This window comes from Hydrogenophaga borbori, assembly GCF_003417535.1.
Taxonomy (GTDB): Bacteria; Pseudomonadota; Gammaproteobacteria; order Burkholderiales; family Burkholderiaceae_C; genus Hydrogenophaga; species Hydrogenophaga borbori.
Genome location: NZ_QVLS01000003.1, coordinates 340,022 through 355,858, shown reverse-complemented (window position 1 = coordinate 355,858; position 15,837 = coordinate 340,022). Strand labels below are relative to the sequence as shown.

At 72.0% G+C, this 15,837-nt stretch carries 14 protein-coding genes; 7 read left to right on the top strand and 7 right to left on the bottom strand.

Annotated features, from left to right (window positions below; translation table 11 throughout):
- Positions 1-11 precede the first annotated feature (11 nt).
- The 3 genes from clsB to DY262_RS07420 are packed head-to-tail and all read left to right on the top strand — an operon-like array spanning position 12 to position 4,078.
- Positions 12-1,265: a cardiolipin synthase ClsB gene (clsB, locus tag DY262_RS07430; protein WP_116958305.1), complete on the top strand. Its 1,254-nt coding sequence runs from the start codon at positions 12-14 to the stop codon at positions 1,263-1,265.
- A gap of 30 nt (positions 1,266-1,295) precedes the next feature.
- The gene (locus DY262_RS07425; protein ID WP_116958304.1) at positions 1,296-2,336 is read left to right on the top strand and encodes a ligase-associated DNA damage response exonuclease; all 1,041 of its coding nucleotides are present in this window, start codon (positions 1,296-1,298) and stop codon (positions 2,334-2,336) included.
- Positions 2,333-4,078 carry an ATP-dependent DNA ligase gene (locus DY262_RS07420; RefSeq protein ID WP_116958303.1) on the top strand — a complete coding sequence of 582 codons (1,746 nt, stop codon included), beginning with the start codon at positions 2,333-2,335 and terminating at the stop codon, positions 4,076-4,078. The genes DY262_RS07425 and DY262_RS07420 overlap by 4 nt, the downstream gene beginning before the upstream one ends.
- Before the next feature lie 43 nt (positions 4,079-4,121).
- On the opposite strand, the gene ruvC is transcribed toward DY262_RS07420, so the two are convergent.
- The 7 genes from ruvC to DY262_RS07385 all read right to left on the bottom strand — a co-directional run bounded on the left by ruvC (position 4,122) and on the right by DY262_RS07385 (position 10,851).
- Positions 4,122-4,670 (bottom strand): crossover junction endodeoxyribonuclease RuvC, encoded by a 549-nt coding sequence (gene ruvC / locus DY262_RS07415; RefSeq protein ID WP_070399077.1) that lies wholly within the window; start codon positions 4,668-4,670, stop codon positions 4,122-4,124.
- Between the two features lie 19 nt (positions 4,671-4,689).
- On the bottom strand, positions 4,690-5,676 hold the full coding sequence (locus tag DY262_RS07410; RefSeq protein ID WP_116958302.1) for a phosphatidate cytidylyltransferase: 987 nt from the start codon (positions 5,674-5,676) through the stop codon (positions 4,690-4,692).
- A gap of 85 nt (positions 5,677-5,761) precedes the next feature.
- On the bottom strand, positions 5,762-6,379 hold the full coding sequence (locus DY262_RS07405) for a lysophospholipid acyltransferase family protein (RefSeq protein ID WP_116958301.1): 618 nt from the start codon (positions 6,377-6,379) through the stop codon (positions 5,762-5,764).
- Positions 6,380-6,497: 118 nt separating this feature from the next.
- Positions 6,498-7,247, bottom strand: a complete 750-nt coding sequence (gene mtgA, locus DY262_RS07400; protein ID WP_116958300.1) for a monofunctional biosynthetic peptidoglycan transglycosylase — start codon at positions 7,245-7,247, stop codon at positions 6,498-6,500.
- On the bottom strand, positions 7,247-8,128 hold the full coding sequence (locus DY262_RS07395; RefSeq protein WP_239478261.1) for an energy transducer TonB: 882 nt from the start codon (positions 8,126-8,128) through the stop codon (positions 7,247-7,249). Before DY262_RS07395 ends, mtgA begins: the two co-directional genes overlap by 1 nt.
- An 8-nt stretch (positions 8,129-8,136) precedes the next feature.
- Entirely contained in the window at positions 8,137-10,200 is a 2,064-nt protein-coding gene (locus DY262_RS07390) for a ribonuclease catalytic domain-containing protein (protein ID WP_116958299.1), read from the bottom strand.
- A gap of 36 nt (positions 10,201-10,236) precedes the next feature.
- Positions 10,237-10,851, bottom strand: a complete 615-nt coding sequence (locus DY262_RS07385) for a YqiA/YcfP family alpha/beta fold hydrolase (protein WP_116958298.1) — start codon at positions 10,849-10,851, stop codon at positions 10,237-10,239.
- Positions 10,852-10,873: 22 nt separating this feature from the next.
- Between DY262_RS07385 and rodA the strand changes: the two genes are divergently transcribed.
- From rodA to chrA, 4 genes are read left to right on the top strand one after another with little or no spacing between them, the layout of a single operon-like run.
- Complete coding sequence (gene rodA, locus DY262_RS07380) at positions 10,874-12,031, top strand: rod shape-determining protein RodA (protein ID WP_116958297.1); 1,158 nt, start codon at positions 10,874-10,876, stop codon at positions 12,029-12,031.
- On the top strand, positions 12,028-12,978 hold the full coding sequence (locus DY262_RS07375) for an NAD(P)-dependent oxidoreductase (RefSeq protein ID WP_116958296.1): 951 nt from the start codon (positions 12,028-12,030) through the stop codon (positions 12,976-12,978). The genes rodA and DY262_RS07375 overlap by 4 nt, the downstream gene beginning before the upstream one ends.
- 37 nt (positions 12,979-13,015) lie before the next feature.
- A complete protein-coding gene (tldD, locus tag DY262_RS07370) occupies positions 13,016-14,476 on the top strand; it encodes a metalloprotease TldD (RefSeq protein ID WP_116958295.1) in 1,461 nt (486 codons plus the stop codon).
- Entirely contained in the window at positions 14,473-15,834 is a 1,362-nt protein-coding gene (gene chrA / locus DY262_RS07365) for a chromate efflux transporter (protein ID WP_116958294.1), read from the top strand. The genes tldD and chrA overlap by 4 nt, the downstream gene beginning before the upstream one ends.
- Positions 15,835-15,837 lie beyond the last annotated feature (3 nt).

Genomic DNA, 15,837 nt, shown 5'->3' with positions numbered 1-15,837 from the left:
TGCACGCGACGATGAAGGATGGGCACCAGCTCGTGCTGCTGGTGGGCGGCGACGAGCTCTTCCCCGCACTGGCCGAGGCCATGGACGCGGCGCGCCAGGTGGTGCACCTGGAGACCTACATCTTCGAGTTCGCGGGCTCGGCCTTGCAGGTGGCCGAGGCGCTGGAGCGCGCCGCGCGGCGCGGCGTGGCGGTGCGCCTGGTGGTCGACGGCGTGGGCACGCCGTCGATTCCCGAAGAATGGCGCCAGCGCTTTGGCGCCGCCGGCGTGCAGTGGCGCATCTACTCTCCCCTGGGCCGCCTGGGCCTGCTGTTCCCCCGCCTGTGGCGCCGCCTGCACCGCAAGCTCTGCGTGGTGGACGGCACGGTGGGCTTTTGCGGTGGCGTCAACATCATCGACGACCGCGACGACGTGTCGCTGGGTCGGCTCGACGAACCCCGGCTGGACTACTCGCTGCGCGTGGCCGGGCCGCTGGTGCAGGACATGACGGAGACCATGGAGCAGCTCTGGTGGCGCCTGCAGGCCGTGCGGGCGGCGCGTCAGCGCGAGTTCTCGGCCGCCTGGCAGGCGCTGCGCGGCTCGAGCGCCTCGGGCGATTTTTCCAAGCTGCTGCGCAAGCTGGAGACGCGGGCGCGCGGCCTGGCGTCCGGCGGCGAGGACGACACCGGCAGCGCGCTGATGGGCGTGGACGATGCGCGCGCCGCGCTGCTGCTGCGCGACAACGTGGCGCACCGCCACGACATCGAGCGCGCCTACCTCAAGGCCATCGGCGAGGCGCGCCAGGAGGTGCTCATCGTCAACGCCTACTTCATTCCCGGGCGCCGGCTGCGCAAGGCCCTGCTGATGGCCGTCGGGCGCGGCGTGCGCGTGCGCCTGTTGCTGCAGGGGCGCTACGAGCACTTCCTGCAGTACCGCGCCGCGCGGCCCGCGCTCAAGCGCCTGGTGAACGCGGGCCTGGAGGTCTGCGAGTACGCGCCCAGCGCGCTGCACGCCAAGGTGGCCGTGGTGGACGAGCGCTGGGCCACGGTGGGCTCCACCAATCTGGACCCGCTGTCGCTGCTGCTGGCGCGCGAGGCCAACGTCATGAGCACCGACCGACGCTTCGCGGCGCTGCTGCGCGCCCACCTCGACGACATCGTCTGCCACCGCAGCACCCCCATCCACGCGGAGGCGCTCAACAGCCGGCCCTGGGGCCAGCGCATCCTCGACCGCATCGCCTTCGGCATCATGCGCACGGTGCTGTTTCTCACCGGCCACCGCTATTGAGGCGGCCGTGGCCGCCCCCACGTCCCTGATATGCAGGACCTGATCGTCCAGCGCCCCGAGGGCCTGTACTGCCCGCCGGGCGATTTTTTCATCGACCCCTGGCGCCGCGTCGACCGCGCGGTGATCACGCACGCGCACGCCGACCACGCGCGCACCGGGCACCGCCACTACCTCGCGGCCGCGCCCGGCGCCGGGCTGCTGCGTGCGCGGCTGGGGGAGGGCATCCCCCTGCAGCCGATGGACTACGGCGAGGTGGTCACGCACCGCGGCGTGCGCATCAGCCTGCACCCGGCGGGCCACGTGCTGGGCTCGGCCCAGGTGCGCCTGGAACACCAGGGGCAGGTGTGGGTGGCCAGCGGCGACTACCGGCCCACGCCCGCCCACGGCGTGCCCGACCGCACCTGCGCGCCGTTCGAGCCGGTGCGCTGCGACACCTTCATCACCGAGTCCACCTTCGGCCTGCCCATCTACCGCTGGCGGCCCGACCACGAGCTGTTCGCCGAACTCAACCGCTGGTGGGCCGACAACGCGGCCGTCGGACGCGCCAGCGTGATCAGCTGCTACAGCCTGGGCAAGGCGCAGCGCCTGCTGGCGGGGGTGGACCCGTCCATTGGCCCCATCGTCTGCCACGGCTCGGTGGAGCCGCTCAACCGCGCCTACCGCGCGGCGGGCGTGGACCTGCCGGCCACGCTCGCGGCGGAGGGCACGCACGATCCGGCGGACCTGCGCCGCGCCCTGGTGCTGTGCCCCGGCAGCGCCCTGTCCTCGCCCTGGATGCGCCGCTTCGGTGACACCAGCGACGCCTTCGCCAGCGGCTGGATGCAGATCCGCGGCTGGCGCCGTCGCCTGGGCCATGACCGCGGCTTCGTCATCAGCGACCACGCCGACTGGCCCGGCCTTCTCTCGGCCATCGGCGCGACCGGCGCCGGGCGCGTGATCGTCACGCACGGCAGCGTGCCCACCCTGGTGCGCTACCTCCAGGAGCAGGGCCTGCGGGCCGAAGGCTTCAAGACCGAGTACGGCGACGGCGCCGACGATCCGCCCGCCGCGCGCGCGGAGTCCGCCGCATGAAGCGCTTCGGCGCGCTGTTCGCCGAACTCGACGCCAGCACCGCCACCCACGCCAAGGTGGCGGCCCTGGTGCGCTACCTGCGCGAAGCGCCCGACGAGGACGCGGCCTGGGCGGTCTACTTCCTCGCGGGCGGCAAGCCGCGCCAGCTCATCCGCACCGCGCAGCTGCGCGCGCTGGCGCTGCGGGCCTCGGGCCTGCCCGAGTGGCTGTTCGAGGAGAGCTACCAGGCGGTGGGCGACCTCGCCGAGACCATCGCCCTGGTGCTGCCCGCGCCGACCGAAGGGGGCGCCGAGCTCGGCCTTCACGGCTGGATGACCCAGCGGCTGCTGCCGCTGCGCGGCGCCGACGAGGCCACGGTGGCGGACGCGGTGCTGGGGTGGTGGGGCGAGCTCGACAGCCTGGGCCGCTTCCTCTTCGTCAAGCTGGTGGGGGGTGGTTTTCGTGTCGGCGTGAGCCAGCTGCTGGCGCAGCGCGCCGTGGCCGAGTTCGCGGGCCTGGACCCCAAGCTCGTGGCGGCCCGCATGATGGGCTACACCAGCGGTCAGCGCGCGCCCACGGCGCAAGCCTGGCGCGCCATCGTGGCGCCGGCCGCGGGCGAAGGGGCGGCCGCGCGCGACCCGAGCCAGCCCTACCCCTTCTTCCTGGCGTCCGCGCTCGCGGGCGCGCCCGAGGCCACGCTGGGCGAGGTGGGCGACTGGTTCGCCGAGTGGAAGTTCGATGGCATCCGCGGCCAGATCGTCAAGCGCGCGGGCCGCGCCTGGGTCTGGTCGCGCGGCGAGGAACTGATGACCGAGCGCTTCCCCGAGCTGGAGCGCCTGGCCGCGGCCTGGCCCGACGGCACGGTGGTCGACGGCGAGATCGTGGCCTGGGACGCGCTGGCCGCGCCACTGCCGGGATTCGAGACGCCGGGCCGGCCCGCGCCCTTCGCCACGCTGCAGCAGCGCATCGCGCGCAAGACGCTCACGGCCCGCGTGCTGGCCGATGCGCCCGTGGGCTTCATCGCCCACGACCTGCTGGAGTGCGGCGGACAGGACCTGCGCGGCCAAGCCCAGCACGCCCGCCGCGCCGCCCTGGAGGCCCTGGCGCGCGCCTGCGCCCCGCCGCTGCCCTGCTCGCCGCTGCTCGACGCGCCCGACTGGGCCACGCTGGCCGCCTGGCGCGCGCGCTCGCGCGAACTCGGCGTCGAAGGCCTGATGCTCAAGCACCGCGACGGTGCCTACGGCACCGGGCGCGTGAAGCGCTCGGGCGAGGGCGAGCGGCTGGCCTGGTGGAAATGGAAGATCGACCCGTTCACGGTGGACGGTGTGCTGATCTACGCCCAGGCCGGCCACGGGCGGCGCGCCTCGATCTACACCGACTACAGCTTCGCCGTCTGGAACCGCGCACCGCGCGATCCGGCCGAGGCGCAGGCGGTGGTGGACGCGATCGCCGAGCGCCGCCCGGCCAACCCGCAGGGCCTGCAGCTGGTGTCTTTCACCAAGGCCTATTCCGGGCTGAGCGACGCCGAGTTCCAGGCCGTGGACGCCGTGATCCGCGAGACCACGCTGGAGCACTTCGGCCCCGTGCGCAGCGTGCGCCCGACGCTGGTGGTGGAGCTGGCCTTCGAAGGCATCGCGCGCAGCAAGCGCCACAAGAGCGGTGTGGCGCTGCGCTTCCCGCGCATGCTGCGCGTGCGCGGCGACAAACCCCTGCACGAGGCCGGCACGCTGGGCGAGCTTCTGGCCTTGCTGCCCGGCGCCTGATCCCCTCGGTGGGAGACTTGGTGCGCCTGTGGCACGGGCTGGGCTAGTAGTTGCGCCCACCTTTGTACGCCGCGTGCGTGCGCGCGCGCAGTGGCGCCACGCGTTCGATGGCGGCCTGGGTGCGCGCCACCTGGGCGTGCGTGATCGCCAGGCCCAGGGCATCGGCCGCGTCCTTGCCGGGCAGGCCGGGCAATTGCAGCAGGCGCTTCACCATTTCCTGCATCTGTTCCTTGGTGGCTCGACCGTGGCCGGCCACGGCCTTCTTGAGCTGCAGCGCGGTGTATTCGGCCACGCCCAGGCCATTGGCCACCAGGGCGGTGAGGCAGGCGCCGCGCGCCTGACCCAGCAGCAGCGTGGCCTGCGGGTTCACGTTGACGAACACGATCTCGCACACCGCCACCTCGGGCTGGTAGCGGCGGGTCACCTCGGTGATGCCGTCGAACAGCACCTTCAGCCGTTCGGGCAGCAGGGCGCCATCTTTCGGGCTGGTCTGGATGGTGCCGCTGGCCACGTAGGCCAGGCGCGGGCCTTCGGTGTCGATGACGCCAAAGCCGGTGCACTGCAGGCCGGGGTCGATGCCGAGGATCCTCATGCGGCGCTTCCGTGCGGGCTCACAGGCCGAAGGTCCAGCGGACCGAATGGAAGAAGACCGGCGCCGCGAAGCACAGCGCGTCCACGCGGTCGAGCAGGCCGGCCGCGCCGGTGACCGAGCGGCGCTCGCCACCCCAGTTCGTCACCCCGCGGTCGCGCTTGATGGCCTTCATCACCAGGTGGCCCAGCGAGCCCGCGGCACAGGCCACCAGGGCCATGGCCAGGGCCGGCAAGGGCTTGAAGGGGGTGAAGCCCGCCAGCAGCGCGCCCAGCAGGCCGCCGGCCAGCAGACCCCAGCCCCAGCTGGCCCAGTGGAAGCTGGCGCTGATGGCCGGCGCCACCGGGCGCTGGCGGCCCCGCGCGGTGAGGTGCTGCACCAGCATGCAGGTCTGCACCACCAGCACCAGGAAGAAGACCAGGAAGGCGTTGTTGCCCAGCCAGCGCGGGAACTGCAACAGCAGCAGCGCCGGCACATGGCTCAGGCCGTAGACGCAGACCATGATGCCCCACTGCAGCTTGGCGTTGCGCTCCAGGAAGCGCTGCGGGTCGCCGCGCAGCGCGCTCACCACGGGCAGCGCCAGGAACACGTAGACCGGCACGAAGACCGTGAACAGGTTGAACTGCGCGTTCCACACCAGCGCGTACTGGGTCGGCAGCACCACGAAGAAGGCCAGCACCAGGCTGCGGTGGTCGCCGCGCCGCGTGGGGGACAGGCTGATGAACTCGCGCAGCGCGAAGAAGGAGAGCACGCCGAACAGGGCAATGGACGGCCCGCGGCCCATCACCCAGCCGATCCAGAACACGACGGCCATCAGCCAGGAGATGCGCAGCAGGTCGGCGTTGTCGTGGCGGCGGCGGGTCAGCGCGGCGTCGTCGCCGTGCGCGCGGCGCTCGCGCAGCGAGAGCAGCACCCCCGCGACGGTGGCCAGGGCCAGCAGGCCGAACACCACGAGGAACAGCAGACCGACCTGCTGGTCGGAGGTGAGGCCGCGCAGGAAGCCGGTCATGGGATCGCCCGCCGGGCCGCCCCAAGGGCGGTCTGCTCCCCCGCGGGGGGCAGCGAATACACGAAGTGACGAGCGTGGGGACCCATCAGACGTCCCTCAGCGCCATGACGGCCAGGCGCGCGCGCGCCAGGAAGTCGGCGCGCGGCTCGTCGGCGCCAGGCTTCACCGGTTCGCCGAAGGTCACGGTGCACAGCACGGGCACGGGCACCACCTCGCCCTTGGGCATCACGCGCTGCACGTTGTGGATCCAGGTGGGCACGAGCACCACCTCGGGGAATTTCATGGCCAGGTTGTACAGGCCGCTCTTGAAGGGCTGGGGGTCTTCCTCGAAACCGCGCGTGCCCTCGGGGAAGAGGATCAGCGAGTCGCCGCTCTGCAGGGCGGCGATCAGCGGCGCCAGCGGGTCCTCGTCGCCCTTTCTTTCGCGTTCCACGTAGACGGCGTTGAACACCTCGGTGGTGATCCAGCGCTTGAGCGGCGAGGCGGTCCAGTAGTCCTTGGCGGCGATGGGCCGCGTGATGCCGCGCAGTTCCTTGGGCAGCGCGGCCCAGATCAGCACCAGGTCGGCGTGGCTCTGGTGGTTGGCGAAGTAGATGCGCTGCTCGGCCTTGGGCGGCGCGCCGTACCAGCGCGCCTGCGCGCCCGTGAGCAGGCGAACCAGGCCCAGCAGGAGGTAGCCGACGGCGGGGGCCAGTACCCTCATCGACGCGCCTCGGCTGCCGCCACCGCGAAGACCGAACCCAGAGACACCACGGAACGGGCTGTGCCAGGCCGTTGGTGTCGTCCCCCTCGGGGGGAAGGCGCGAAGCGACGCAGGGGGGTCATGGAATTTTGACGTCGCCCATGCGGGCGACGATGGTGGCGGTGCGGCGCGCCAGGTAGGCCGAGCCCTGGCGCGTTTCGAAGAAGCGCGGCGAGGGCAGCATCACCGCCAGGCGGGCGGCCTCGTAGGCGCTGAGGCGCGCGGCCGGCTTGTTGAAGTAGCGCTGCGCGGCGGCCTCGGCGCCGAACACGCCTTCGCCCCATTCCACGCTGTTGAGGTAGATCTCGAGGATGCGGCGCTTGTCCAGCACCAGTTCGAGCATCAAGGAGAGCACCAGCTCCTGGCCTTTGCGCAGCAGCTTGCGTTCGCCCGACAGCAGCAGGTTCTTGGCGAGCTGCTGGGTGATGGTGGAGCCGCCCACCACCTTGGCCTCGCGCACGGGGCGGTTGGGGCTGTGCGCGGCGCGGCGCTCGGCCTGCTCCTGGCGGCGCTCGTTTTTCTGCCAGGCCTTTTCGATGGCGGTCCAGTCGACGCCGCCATGGTCGAAGAAGCCGGCGTCCTCGGAGGCCACCACGGCGCGCCACAGGTTGGGGCTGATCTGCTCGCCGTCGACCCAGCGCTGGCGCCAGCGCCACGGGGTCTCGCCGCGCGCGCTGGCGGTGGCCACGCGCCAGGCCTCGGAGCGCTGGAAGGCGGTGCTGTGCGGGTCGAGCACGGCCATGAGCGCGATGCCGGCCAGGAAGTACAGCTGCAGGGCCAGCCCCGCGAGCACCAACCACAGCAGCCAGCGACCGAAGGCGCGTACCACTACTGTCCCGACAGTTGGGTCTGCAGGCCGTCCTCGCGCGTGAAGCGAAAGCGCGAGACGACCACGATCTGGTCGGCCTGGCGGCGCATGGCCTCGTTGAAGCGGCCGAAGGCCAGGCCGCGCACGATGGCCTGGGCGCGGCTGTCGAGCAGGCGGTTGCCCGAGCCCTGCACCACCTCGGTGTCGAGCACCTGGCCGGTGTGGTTCACGGTGATGACCATGGTGAGTTCGCCGTAGAGCTTGCGCCCGGCGGCCTCGGGGAAGTTGGCCGTGCCGTGCTGCTCGATGCGCCGGCGCAGGCCGTCGTAGTACACGGCGTAGACGGCCTCGCGCGTGGCCGGGCTGATGTAGCGTTTGCGCGGCCGCGCGTTTTCCTCGTTGATGCGTTTCTCGATCTCGGCCAGCACGCGCACCAGGGCCTGGCGCCGCTGTTCCTGCTCGCGGGCTTCGGGCGTCTGGCGCTGGGCCGCGGGAGCGGGCGGTGGCATGGTGGCCAGCGCGCGGCGCACCTGCGCGAGCAGCTGCACCTGCTGCTCCATCAGGGCCTCCATGCGGCGCAGTTCTTCGTCGGGCGTGTCGCCCAGCCGGGCGATGGCGGCGGGGGGCAGCGGCGAGGTGGCGCGCCCGCGCTCGGCGTCGCCGCCGCCGGCCAGCGCGGCCTGGGCGATGGCCTGTGCCTTTTCGGGGCGCTGGTCGCTGCGCGCGTTGACCAGGATCACCTCCAGCGGCGTGTCCTTGAACACGCGGTCGAAGCGCTCGGGGTCGGCGAAGCGCACCGCCAGCAGGGCCGCGTGCACCCCGAGCGAGACCAGCAGCGCGAGCTGCAGCGTGCTCAGGTTCCTCAGGGTGCGGACGGCCTTGGCGCGGGCGGCGGATTTCACGCGGGGGATTATCCGTTCTGCGTTCCACCGGGGGGCGTTTCGCCCGCCGCGGCGTCGTCCAGGTCGATGGCCAGCGCCACCGGGGCGCCCAGCGGCTCTTCCTCGTCCTCCTCGGCCTCGGACTCGAGCGCCGCGGGGTCCTCCACGGGCTGGTCGAGCCGCTCGATGACCGTGCCGCTCAGCTCCAGGGTGATGTCGTCGATGGCCCCCAGCCGGATGCGCAGGTGGGCACCGCGCTGCAGGCCATCGGCGCCCAGCACCGGCAGCACCAGGGGCAGGGTGTCGGCGCGCACCAGGCCGTCCTTGATGAGCGTGGCGGTGAGCTCGGTGATGCCGTTCTGGCGCAGGTACTGCAGCGTCCAGTAGCGTTCCATGCCGCCCTGGAAGCCGTTGTAGGCGGTGTGGGCGGCGTCGAAGGCGCTGACCACGGCGAGCAGGTTGGCGTCCTTGGGCTTGAAGGGCGCGGCCAGCGCGGCGGTCTTGCCGTGGCGCGCGCAGGCCACGATCTGCCATTGGTTCACCAGGTCGACGTAGCGGCGCAGCGGCGAGGTGGCCCAGGTGTACGCCTTCACGCCGATGCCCGCGTGCGGCAGGGCCTTGGTGCCCATGCGCACCTTGATGCCCGGCAGCAGGCTGGCCTGGCTGCGGTAGATGCCGGGCACGCCGCACTCGGCCAGCCACAGGCCCCAGGTCTTGTTGGCCAGGATCATGGCCTCGGCCACCATCAGGTCCAGCGGCGCGCCGCGCGAGCGCGTGCCGATGAGCACGCGCTCGTCGCCGGCGGGCTCGTCGCCCTGCACGCCCTCCAGCTTGAAGGTGTAGTCGGGGCGCGTGAAAGTCTCGGGCTTGCCGCGCGCGATTTCGCGCTGCGCCTTGTGTTCGCGCGCGAAGCGGTGCAGGAAGACCAGCGCGGGCTGCAGCCCGGCCAGCTCGGCCGGGGCCTGGGCGTTGGCTTCGCCGGCGAGCCAGGCCTCGGTGACGATCGTGTCGAGCCGGTCGTGGCGCAGGTTGTGGGCGATGGGCACGCGCTCCAGTGCGGTGCGGCTGGGGCCCACGGCCAGCGTGGCCTCGTCGATCTCCACGTACAGCGAGACGGCCGGGCAGTCGCGTCCGGCCTGCAGCGTGTAGGCGTCGACCACCGCGTCGGGCAGCATGGTGATCTTGTGGCCGGGCATGTAGACGGTGGACAGGCGCGTGCGCGCCAGCTCGTCGAGCGGGTCACCCGGCGCGATGGCCAGCCCCGGCGCCGCGATGTGGATGCCCAGCGTGACCGTGCCCGAGCCCAGGCCCTGCACGGAGAGCGCGTCGTCGATCTCGGTGGTGGCGGAGTCGTCGATGGAGAAGGCCGCCACGGCCGCCAGCGGCAGCGCCTCGGCCACCGGCGGGGCGCTCAGCGCGGGGAAGCCCGTGCCTTTGGGGAAGTGCTCGAACAGGAAGCGCTGCCAGTGGAACTGGTAGGCGCTGCGGATGGCCCCCGCCTGCTGCAGCAGCACCAGCGGCGCGGTGTGGCTCAGGCGCGCGGCCTCGACCACGGCCTTGTACTCGGGACCGTTCTTGTCGGGCTTGAAGAGGATGCGGTAGAGCTGCTGGTGCACCGGCTCGGGGCAGCGGCCCGCCACCAGCTCGGCGGCCCAGGCCTCGATGCGGGCCTGCAGCTCCTTCTTCTTCTCGATGGCGGCCAGGGCCTGGGCCACGATCTCGGGCGGGGCCTTCTTGAAGCGGCCCTTGCCGGCGCGGCGGAAGTAGTGCGGCGCGTTCTGCAGCGTGAGCAGCGCCGCCACCTGCTGGGCGGTGCCGGCCTGGGCGCTGAAGTACTCGCGCGCGAGGTCGGCGAAACCGAACTCGTCCTCGGGCGCGAATTCGTAAGCGAGTTCGAGCTCCATGCCCTCGGCCAGCGAGCCGGCCTCCTTCAGGAGCTCGGCGGGCGCGGGTTTTTCGAACCGCAGCAGCGCGTTGGCCGCTTTCACTTTCACCCGCTTGCCGGAGTCGAGTTCCACCTGGAGGGAACTGTCGGACTCGGACAGCAGGCGGCCGGTCAGGAACTTGCCGGCCTCGTCGAACAGGATGTGCATGGGCGCGATTGTCCCATTCCGCCCATCCCGTCCGGCTCAGGCCAGCCGCAGAAAGCCGAACACCGCGTCCATGTGGGCCTCGAAATCGCTGATCGCGTGGTCGCCGCCTTGCAGCAGGCGGATGTCGCCGCCCGCGCAGAAGGCCTGCATCTCGCGCCAGTCCAGCACCTCGTCGCCCTTGGCGATGAGCGCGAACAGGCGCTCGGGCGTGGCCGGCGAGGCCGGCGACAGGCGCGCGATGTCGCTCTCCAGCACCCGCAGCTCGTCCACGAAGCCGGGTTCGAAGAAGAAGCGCTCCTCGGGGTTCTGCCAGGTGGTCTGTTCGCCGATGTGGGTGGCCAGGTCGCGCGCGGGATGGGCCGCGGGGTTGAGCAGCACCGCCCGGCAGCCGGTCTGCAGGGCGAACCAGCGCGCGTAGAACCCACCCAGCGAGGACCCCACCACCGCCGTGCGCCCGCGCGGCCAGCCGGTGGTGGCCTGGCGGATCCATTCGGTGGCCGCGCGGGGCGAAGGCGGCAGCTGCGGGCACCACCAGGTCACGGCCGGGTGCGAGCGGCGCACGCGCTCGCCGACCAGTCGGGCCTTCATCGACAGGGGCGAGGACCGGAAGCCGTGCAGGTAGAGCAGGTGGGTGGTGGGGAGGGGGTGCATCGACTGAGGATAATCGCGGCCCATGGCCGTCGTTCTCGACAAACCCAGTCTGCTGCAGCGCGCGATCCCCTTCATGCGGGGCTTCGACTGGCCGCTGATCGCCATCATTGGTTTCATGGCCGCCCTGGGCCTGGTCACCATGTACTCGGTGGGCTTCGACCACGGCTCGCGCTTCTCCCAGCACGGCCGCAACATGCTGATCGGCGCCACCGTCATGCTGGTGTGCTCACAAATCCCGCCGCAGCGCCTGATGAGCCTGGCGCTGCCGCTCTACCTGGTGGGCGTGGCCTTGCTGCTGGGGGTGGAGTTCGCCGGCATCATGCGCAAGGGCGCCCAGCGCTGGCTCGACATCGGCGTGACGGTGATTCAGCCCAGCGAGATCATGAAGATCGCCATGCCCATGATGTTGGCCTGGTGGTTCCACCGCCGCGAGGGCCAACTCAAGCCCATGGACTTCGTGGTCGCGGGCGGGCTGCTGGCCGTGCCCATCGGCCTGATCCTGCTCCAGCCCGACCTGGGCACCACGTTGCTGGTGCTGGCCTCCGGCCTGGCCGTCATCTTCTTCGCCGGCCTGAGCTGGAAGCTGATCGTCCCGCCCGTGGTGCTGCTGGGCATCGGCGTGGTGGTGCTGATCTTCAACGAGTCGGCCTGGTGTGCGCCCGGCGTGGATTGGCAGGTGCTGCACGAGTACCAGCGCCAGCGCGTGTGCACCCTGCTGGACCCGACCACCGACCCGCTGGGCAAGGGCTTTCACATCATCCAGGGCATGATCGCCATCGGCTCGGGCGGCGTCTGGGGCAAAGGCTTCATGCAGGGCACGCAGACCCACCTGGAGTTCATTCCCGAACGCACCACCGACTTCATCTACGCCGCCTTCTCCGAGGAGTTCGGCCTGGTGGGCGTGCTGGTGCTGCTGGCCGGCTTCACCGCGCTCATCGGCCGCGGGCTGATCATCGCGGCCGAGGCGCCCACGCTGTTCTCCCGCCTGCTGGCGGGCGCGCTCACGCTGAATATCTTTGTCTACGCCTTCGTGAACATGGGCATGGTCAGCGGCATCCTGCCCGTGGTGGGCGTGCCGCTGCCGTTCGTCAGCTACGGCGGCACCGCCATGGTGACCATGGGCGTGGGCCTGGGCATGTTGCTGGCCATTTCGCGCGCCAAGCGCCTGGTGCCCTCATGACCGACGCACCGGAGCGCGGCGGCGATCACGCCGTGGCCGTCATCGGCGCGGGCCTGATGGGCGGCGCCATGGTCGAGCGCCTGCGCGAGCGCGGCTGGGCCGTGGCGGTGCGCGACGTCGACCCCGCCTGCGCCGAACGCGCCCGCGCGGCCGGCGCCACCGTCTGCGCCAGCGCGCGCGCCGCCGCCGGGCGCCTGGCCGACGGCGGCGTGCTGGCCCTGGTGGTGGTGGACGCCGCGCAGTGCCGCGAGGTGCTCTGGGGAGAGCAGGGGGCCGCCGCCGCGCTGCGGCCGGGCCAGACCCTGCTGCTGTGCCCCACCATCGCCCCGGAGGACACCGAGGCCATCGCGGCGCGGCTGGCGTCCCAGGGCGTGGACACCATCGACGCCCCCATGTCCGGCGGCCCGGCCCGGGCGCGCGCCGGTGCCATGAGCCTGATGCTCGCCGGCCCCGAGGCCACGCTGCAGCGCCACGCGGGCCTGCTGGCCGACCTGTCCGACAGCCAGTTCCGTGTCGGCGCCCGCGTGGGCGACGGTGCGCGCACCAAGCTGGTGAACAACCTGCTGGCAGGCATCAACCTGGCGGGCGCGGCCGAGGCCCTGGCCCTGGCCCAGCGCCTGGGGCTGGACCTTTCGCGCACGCTGGACGTGATCGAGCGCTCCAGCGGCCAGAGCTGGATCGGCACCGACCGCCTGCGCCGCCGACTGGCCGGCGACATGGCGCCGCGCGCCCACATGAGCCTGCTGGCCAAGGACACCCGCCTGGCGGTGGCCGCCGGTCGGTCCACCGGCCACCAGGGGGTGCTGGGCCCGCAGGCCGCCGCTGTCTTCGCCGCCGCGCTGGCGCAGGGCATGGCCGGCCAGGACGACGGCGCGCTGCTCGACTGGATGCGCGAGCACCCGGCGGGACTGCCCCCGCCGGAACCTCAGCCAGAACCAAAGCCCTGACGCCCACAGGCGGGCGGGCGGTTCCTACAATGCCCGGATGATCGCCCGCGAACCCACCCTGGCCCGACTGGCCACCGCCGAGCAGTTGCTGCTCGAACCCTTCGGCCTCACCACCGCTCACCTGCACCAGGCGCTGGCGGAGATCCGCTCGCACGGGGTGGACGACGCCGATCTCTATTTCCAGGCCACGCGCAACGAGGGCTGGAGCCTGGAAGAGGGCATTGTCAAGACCGGCAGCTTCCACATCGAGCAGGGCGTGGGCGTGCGCGCGGTCAGCGGCGAGAAGACCGCCTTCGCCTACTCCGACGACCTGTCCTGGGACTCGCTGCTCGACGCCGCGCGCACCGTGCGCAGCATCTCGGGCCAGGGCCAGACGAAGAAGGTCAAGGTGACGGCGCGCAAGGTCGCTCCCTCGCGCTCGCTCTACGCCGATGTGGACCCCATCGCCTCGCTGGACAGCACCGCCAAGGTGGCGCTGCTTGAAAAAGTGGAGCGCCTGGCGAAAGCCAAGGACCCCCGCGTGGCCCAGGTGATGGCCGGCCTGGCCGCCGAGCACGACGTGGTGCTGGTGGCGCGCGCGGACGGCACGCTGGCGGCCGACGTGCGCCCGCTGATCCGCTTGTCGGTCACGGTCATCGCTGAACAGAACGGCCGGCGCGAGATGGGCAATTCGGGTGGCGGTGGCCGTTTCGGCCTGGCCTACTTCGACGACGCCATGGTGCAGTTCTACGTCGACGAGGCGGTGGAGCAGGCGCTGACCAACCTCGAATCGCGCCCCGCGCCGGCGGGCGAGATGGTGGTGGTGCTGGGCAGCGGCTGGCCCGGTATCCTGCTGCACGAGGCGGTGGGCCACGGACTGGAAGGCGACTTCAACCGCAAGGGCAGCAGCGCCTTCGCTGGCCGCATCGGCCAGCGCGTGGCGGCCAAGGGTGTCACCGTGCTCGACGACGGCACCATCGCCGACCGCCGCGGCTCGCTCAACGTCGACGACGAAGGCCATGTGTCGCAGCGCAACGTGCTCATCGAGGACGGCATCCTGCGCGGCTACATCCAGGACGCGATGAACGCGCGTCTGATGGGCGTCAAGCCCACCGGCAACGGTCGGCGCGAGAGCTACGCCCACACGCCCATGCCGCGCATGACCAACACCTACATGCTCAGCGGCGACAAACACCCCGACGAGATCGTCGCCAGCATCAAGAAGGGCCTGTACGCCACCAACTTCGGCGGCGGCCAGGTGGACATCACCAGCGGCAAGTTCGTGTTCTCGGCCAGCCAGGCCTTCTGGGTCGAAAACGGCAAGATCCAGTACCCCGTGAAGGGCGCCACCCTGGTCGGCAACGGCCCGGACGCGCTCACGCGCGTGAGCATGATCGGCAACGACATGAAGCTCGACAGCGGCGTGGGCACCTGCGGCAAGGAAGGCCAGAGCGTGCCCGTGGGCGTGGGCCAGCCCACGCTGCGCATCGAGGCCCTCACGGTCGGCGGCACGGCTTGAGCGCGGGAGCGCCGGGGCCGGTGCCGTTTGGCGAGGCCCTGCGCTTCTGGCTCAAGCTCGGCTTCATCAGCTTCGGCGGCCCGGCGGGGCAGATCGCGGTGATGCACCGCGAGCTCGTGGAGCAGCGGCGCTGGATCAGCGAGCGGCGCTTCCTGCACGCGCTCAACTACTGCATGCTGCTGCCAGGCCCCGAAGCCCAGCAACTGGCCACCTACATCGGCTGGCTGCTGCACCGCACCTGGGGTGGCATCGCGGCGGGCGCGCTGTTCGTGCTGCCCTCCCTGCTGCTGCTCATCGCCCTGAGCTGGGCCTATCTGGTGTATGGCCAGGTGGGCTGGGTGGCGGGCCTGCTCTATGGCATCAAGCCCGCCGTGGCGGCCATCGTGGTGCAGGCGGTCTGGCGCATCGGCGGCAAGGTGCTGCGCTCGCCGCGCCGGGCGCCCTGGCTGTGGGCCATGGCGGTCGGCAGCTTCGCCGCCATCGCCGTCTTCCAGCTGCCGTTTCCGCTGGTGGTGCTGTCGGCACTGGTGCTGGGTTGGCTGGGCGGGCGCTTCGCGCCTTCGCAGTTTCTGCCCGCCGGCGCCGAGGCCGCGGCCGCGGTGGCACCAGCGCGTGCGCCGCCGGTGGCGCTCATCGACGACCACACGCCACCGCCGGCGCACGCGCGCTTCTCGCGAGGCCGCTTGGCGCGCGTGCTGCTGGTGGGCGCGCTCCTGTGGGCGCTGCCCATGGCGGCGCTGCTCGCCTGGCAGGGCGAGCAGGGGGTGCTGGGCGCCATGGGCCTGTTCTTCTCCAAGGCCGCGCTGCTCACCTTCGGCGGCGCCTACGCGGTGCTGCCTTACGTCTACCAGGGCGCCGTGGTGCAGCACGGCTGGCTCAGCGGGCCGCAGATGATCGATGGCCTGGCCCTCGGCGAAACCACGCCGGGGCCACTGATCATGGTGGTGGCCTTCGTCGGTTTCCTGGGCGGCTGGCACACCGAGGTGCTGGGCCCCGAGGCCCGCTTCTGGGGCGCTGCGCTGGCGGCGGCGGTGGTCACCTGGTTCACCTTCCTGCCTTCGTTCGTTTTCATCCTCGCGGGCGGCCCGCTGGTGGAGAGCACGCATGGGCAGGTGCATTTCACCGCGCCGCTCACCGCCATCACGGCGGCGGTGGTGGGCGTGATCGCCAGCCTCGGCGTGTTTTTCCTGGCCCACATCGCCCGGCCCTTGCCCGGCGGGCCGGTCGATGCCGCCGCGCTGGTGATCGCCGCGCTCGCGGCCCTGGCGCTGGTGCGCTTCAAGCTCGGTGTCATCCCGGTGATCGCGGCCTGCGGCGCGTTGGGGGTGTTGCTCAAAACCAGCGGCTGGGCGGCCTGAGGG

Excerpts from the sequence above, each read along its gene's own strand:
- clsB (WP_116958305.1), top strand. The coding sequence starts at position 12 with ATGAAGGATGGGCACCAGCTCGTGCTGCTGGTGGGCGGCGACGAGCTC.
- DY262_RS07425 (WP_116958304.1), top strand. The coding sequence starts at position 1,296 with ATGCAGGACCTGATCGTCCAGCGCCCCGAGGGCCTGTACTGCCCGCCG.
- DY262_RS07420 (WP_116958303.1), top strand. The coding sequence starts at position 2,333 with ATGAAGCGCTTCGGCGCGCTGTTCGCCGAACTCGACGCCAGCACCGCC.
- ruvC (WP_070399077.1), bottom strand. The coding sequence starts at position 4,670 with ATGAGGATCCTCGGCATCGACCCCGGCCTGCAGTGCACCGGCTTTGGC.
- DY262_RS07410 (WP_116958302.1), bottom strand. The coding sequence starts at position 5,676 with ATGACCGGCTTCCTGCGCGGCCTCACCTCCGACCAGCAGGTCGGTCTG.
- DY262_RS07405 (WP_116958301.1), bottom strand. The coding sequence starts at position 6,379 with ATGAGGGTACTGGCCCCCGCCGTCGGCTACCTCCTGCTGGGCCTGGTT.
- DY262_RS07390 (WP_116958299.1), bottom strand. The coding sequence starts at position 10,200 with ATGCACATCCTGTTCGACGAGGCCGGCAAGTTCCTGACCGGCCGCCTG.
- DY262_RS07385 (WP_116958298.1), bottom strand. The coding sequence starts at position 10,851 with ATGCACCCCCTCCCCACCACCCACCTGCTCTACCTGCACGGCTTCCGG.
- rodA (WP_116958297.1), top strand. The coding sequence starts at position 10,874 with ATGGCCGTCGTTCTCGACAAACCCAGTCTGCTGCAGCGCGCGATCCCC.
- DY262_RS07375 (WP_116958296.1), top strand. The coding sequence starts at position 12,028 with ATGACCGACGCACCGGAGCGCGGCGGCGATCACGCCGTGGCCGTCATC.
- tldD (WP_116958295.1), top strand. The coding sequence starts at position 13,016 with ATGATCGCCCGCGAACCCACCCTGGCCCGACTGGCCACCGCCGAGCAG.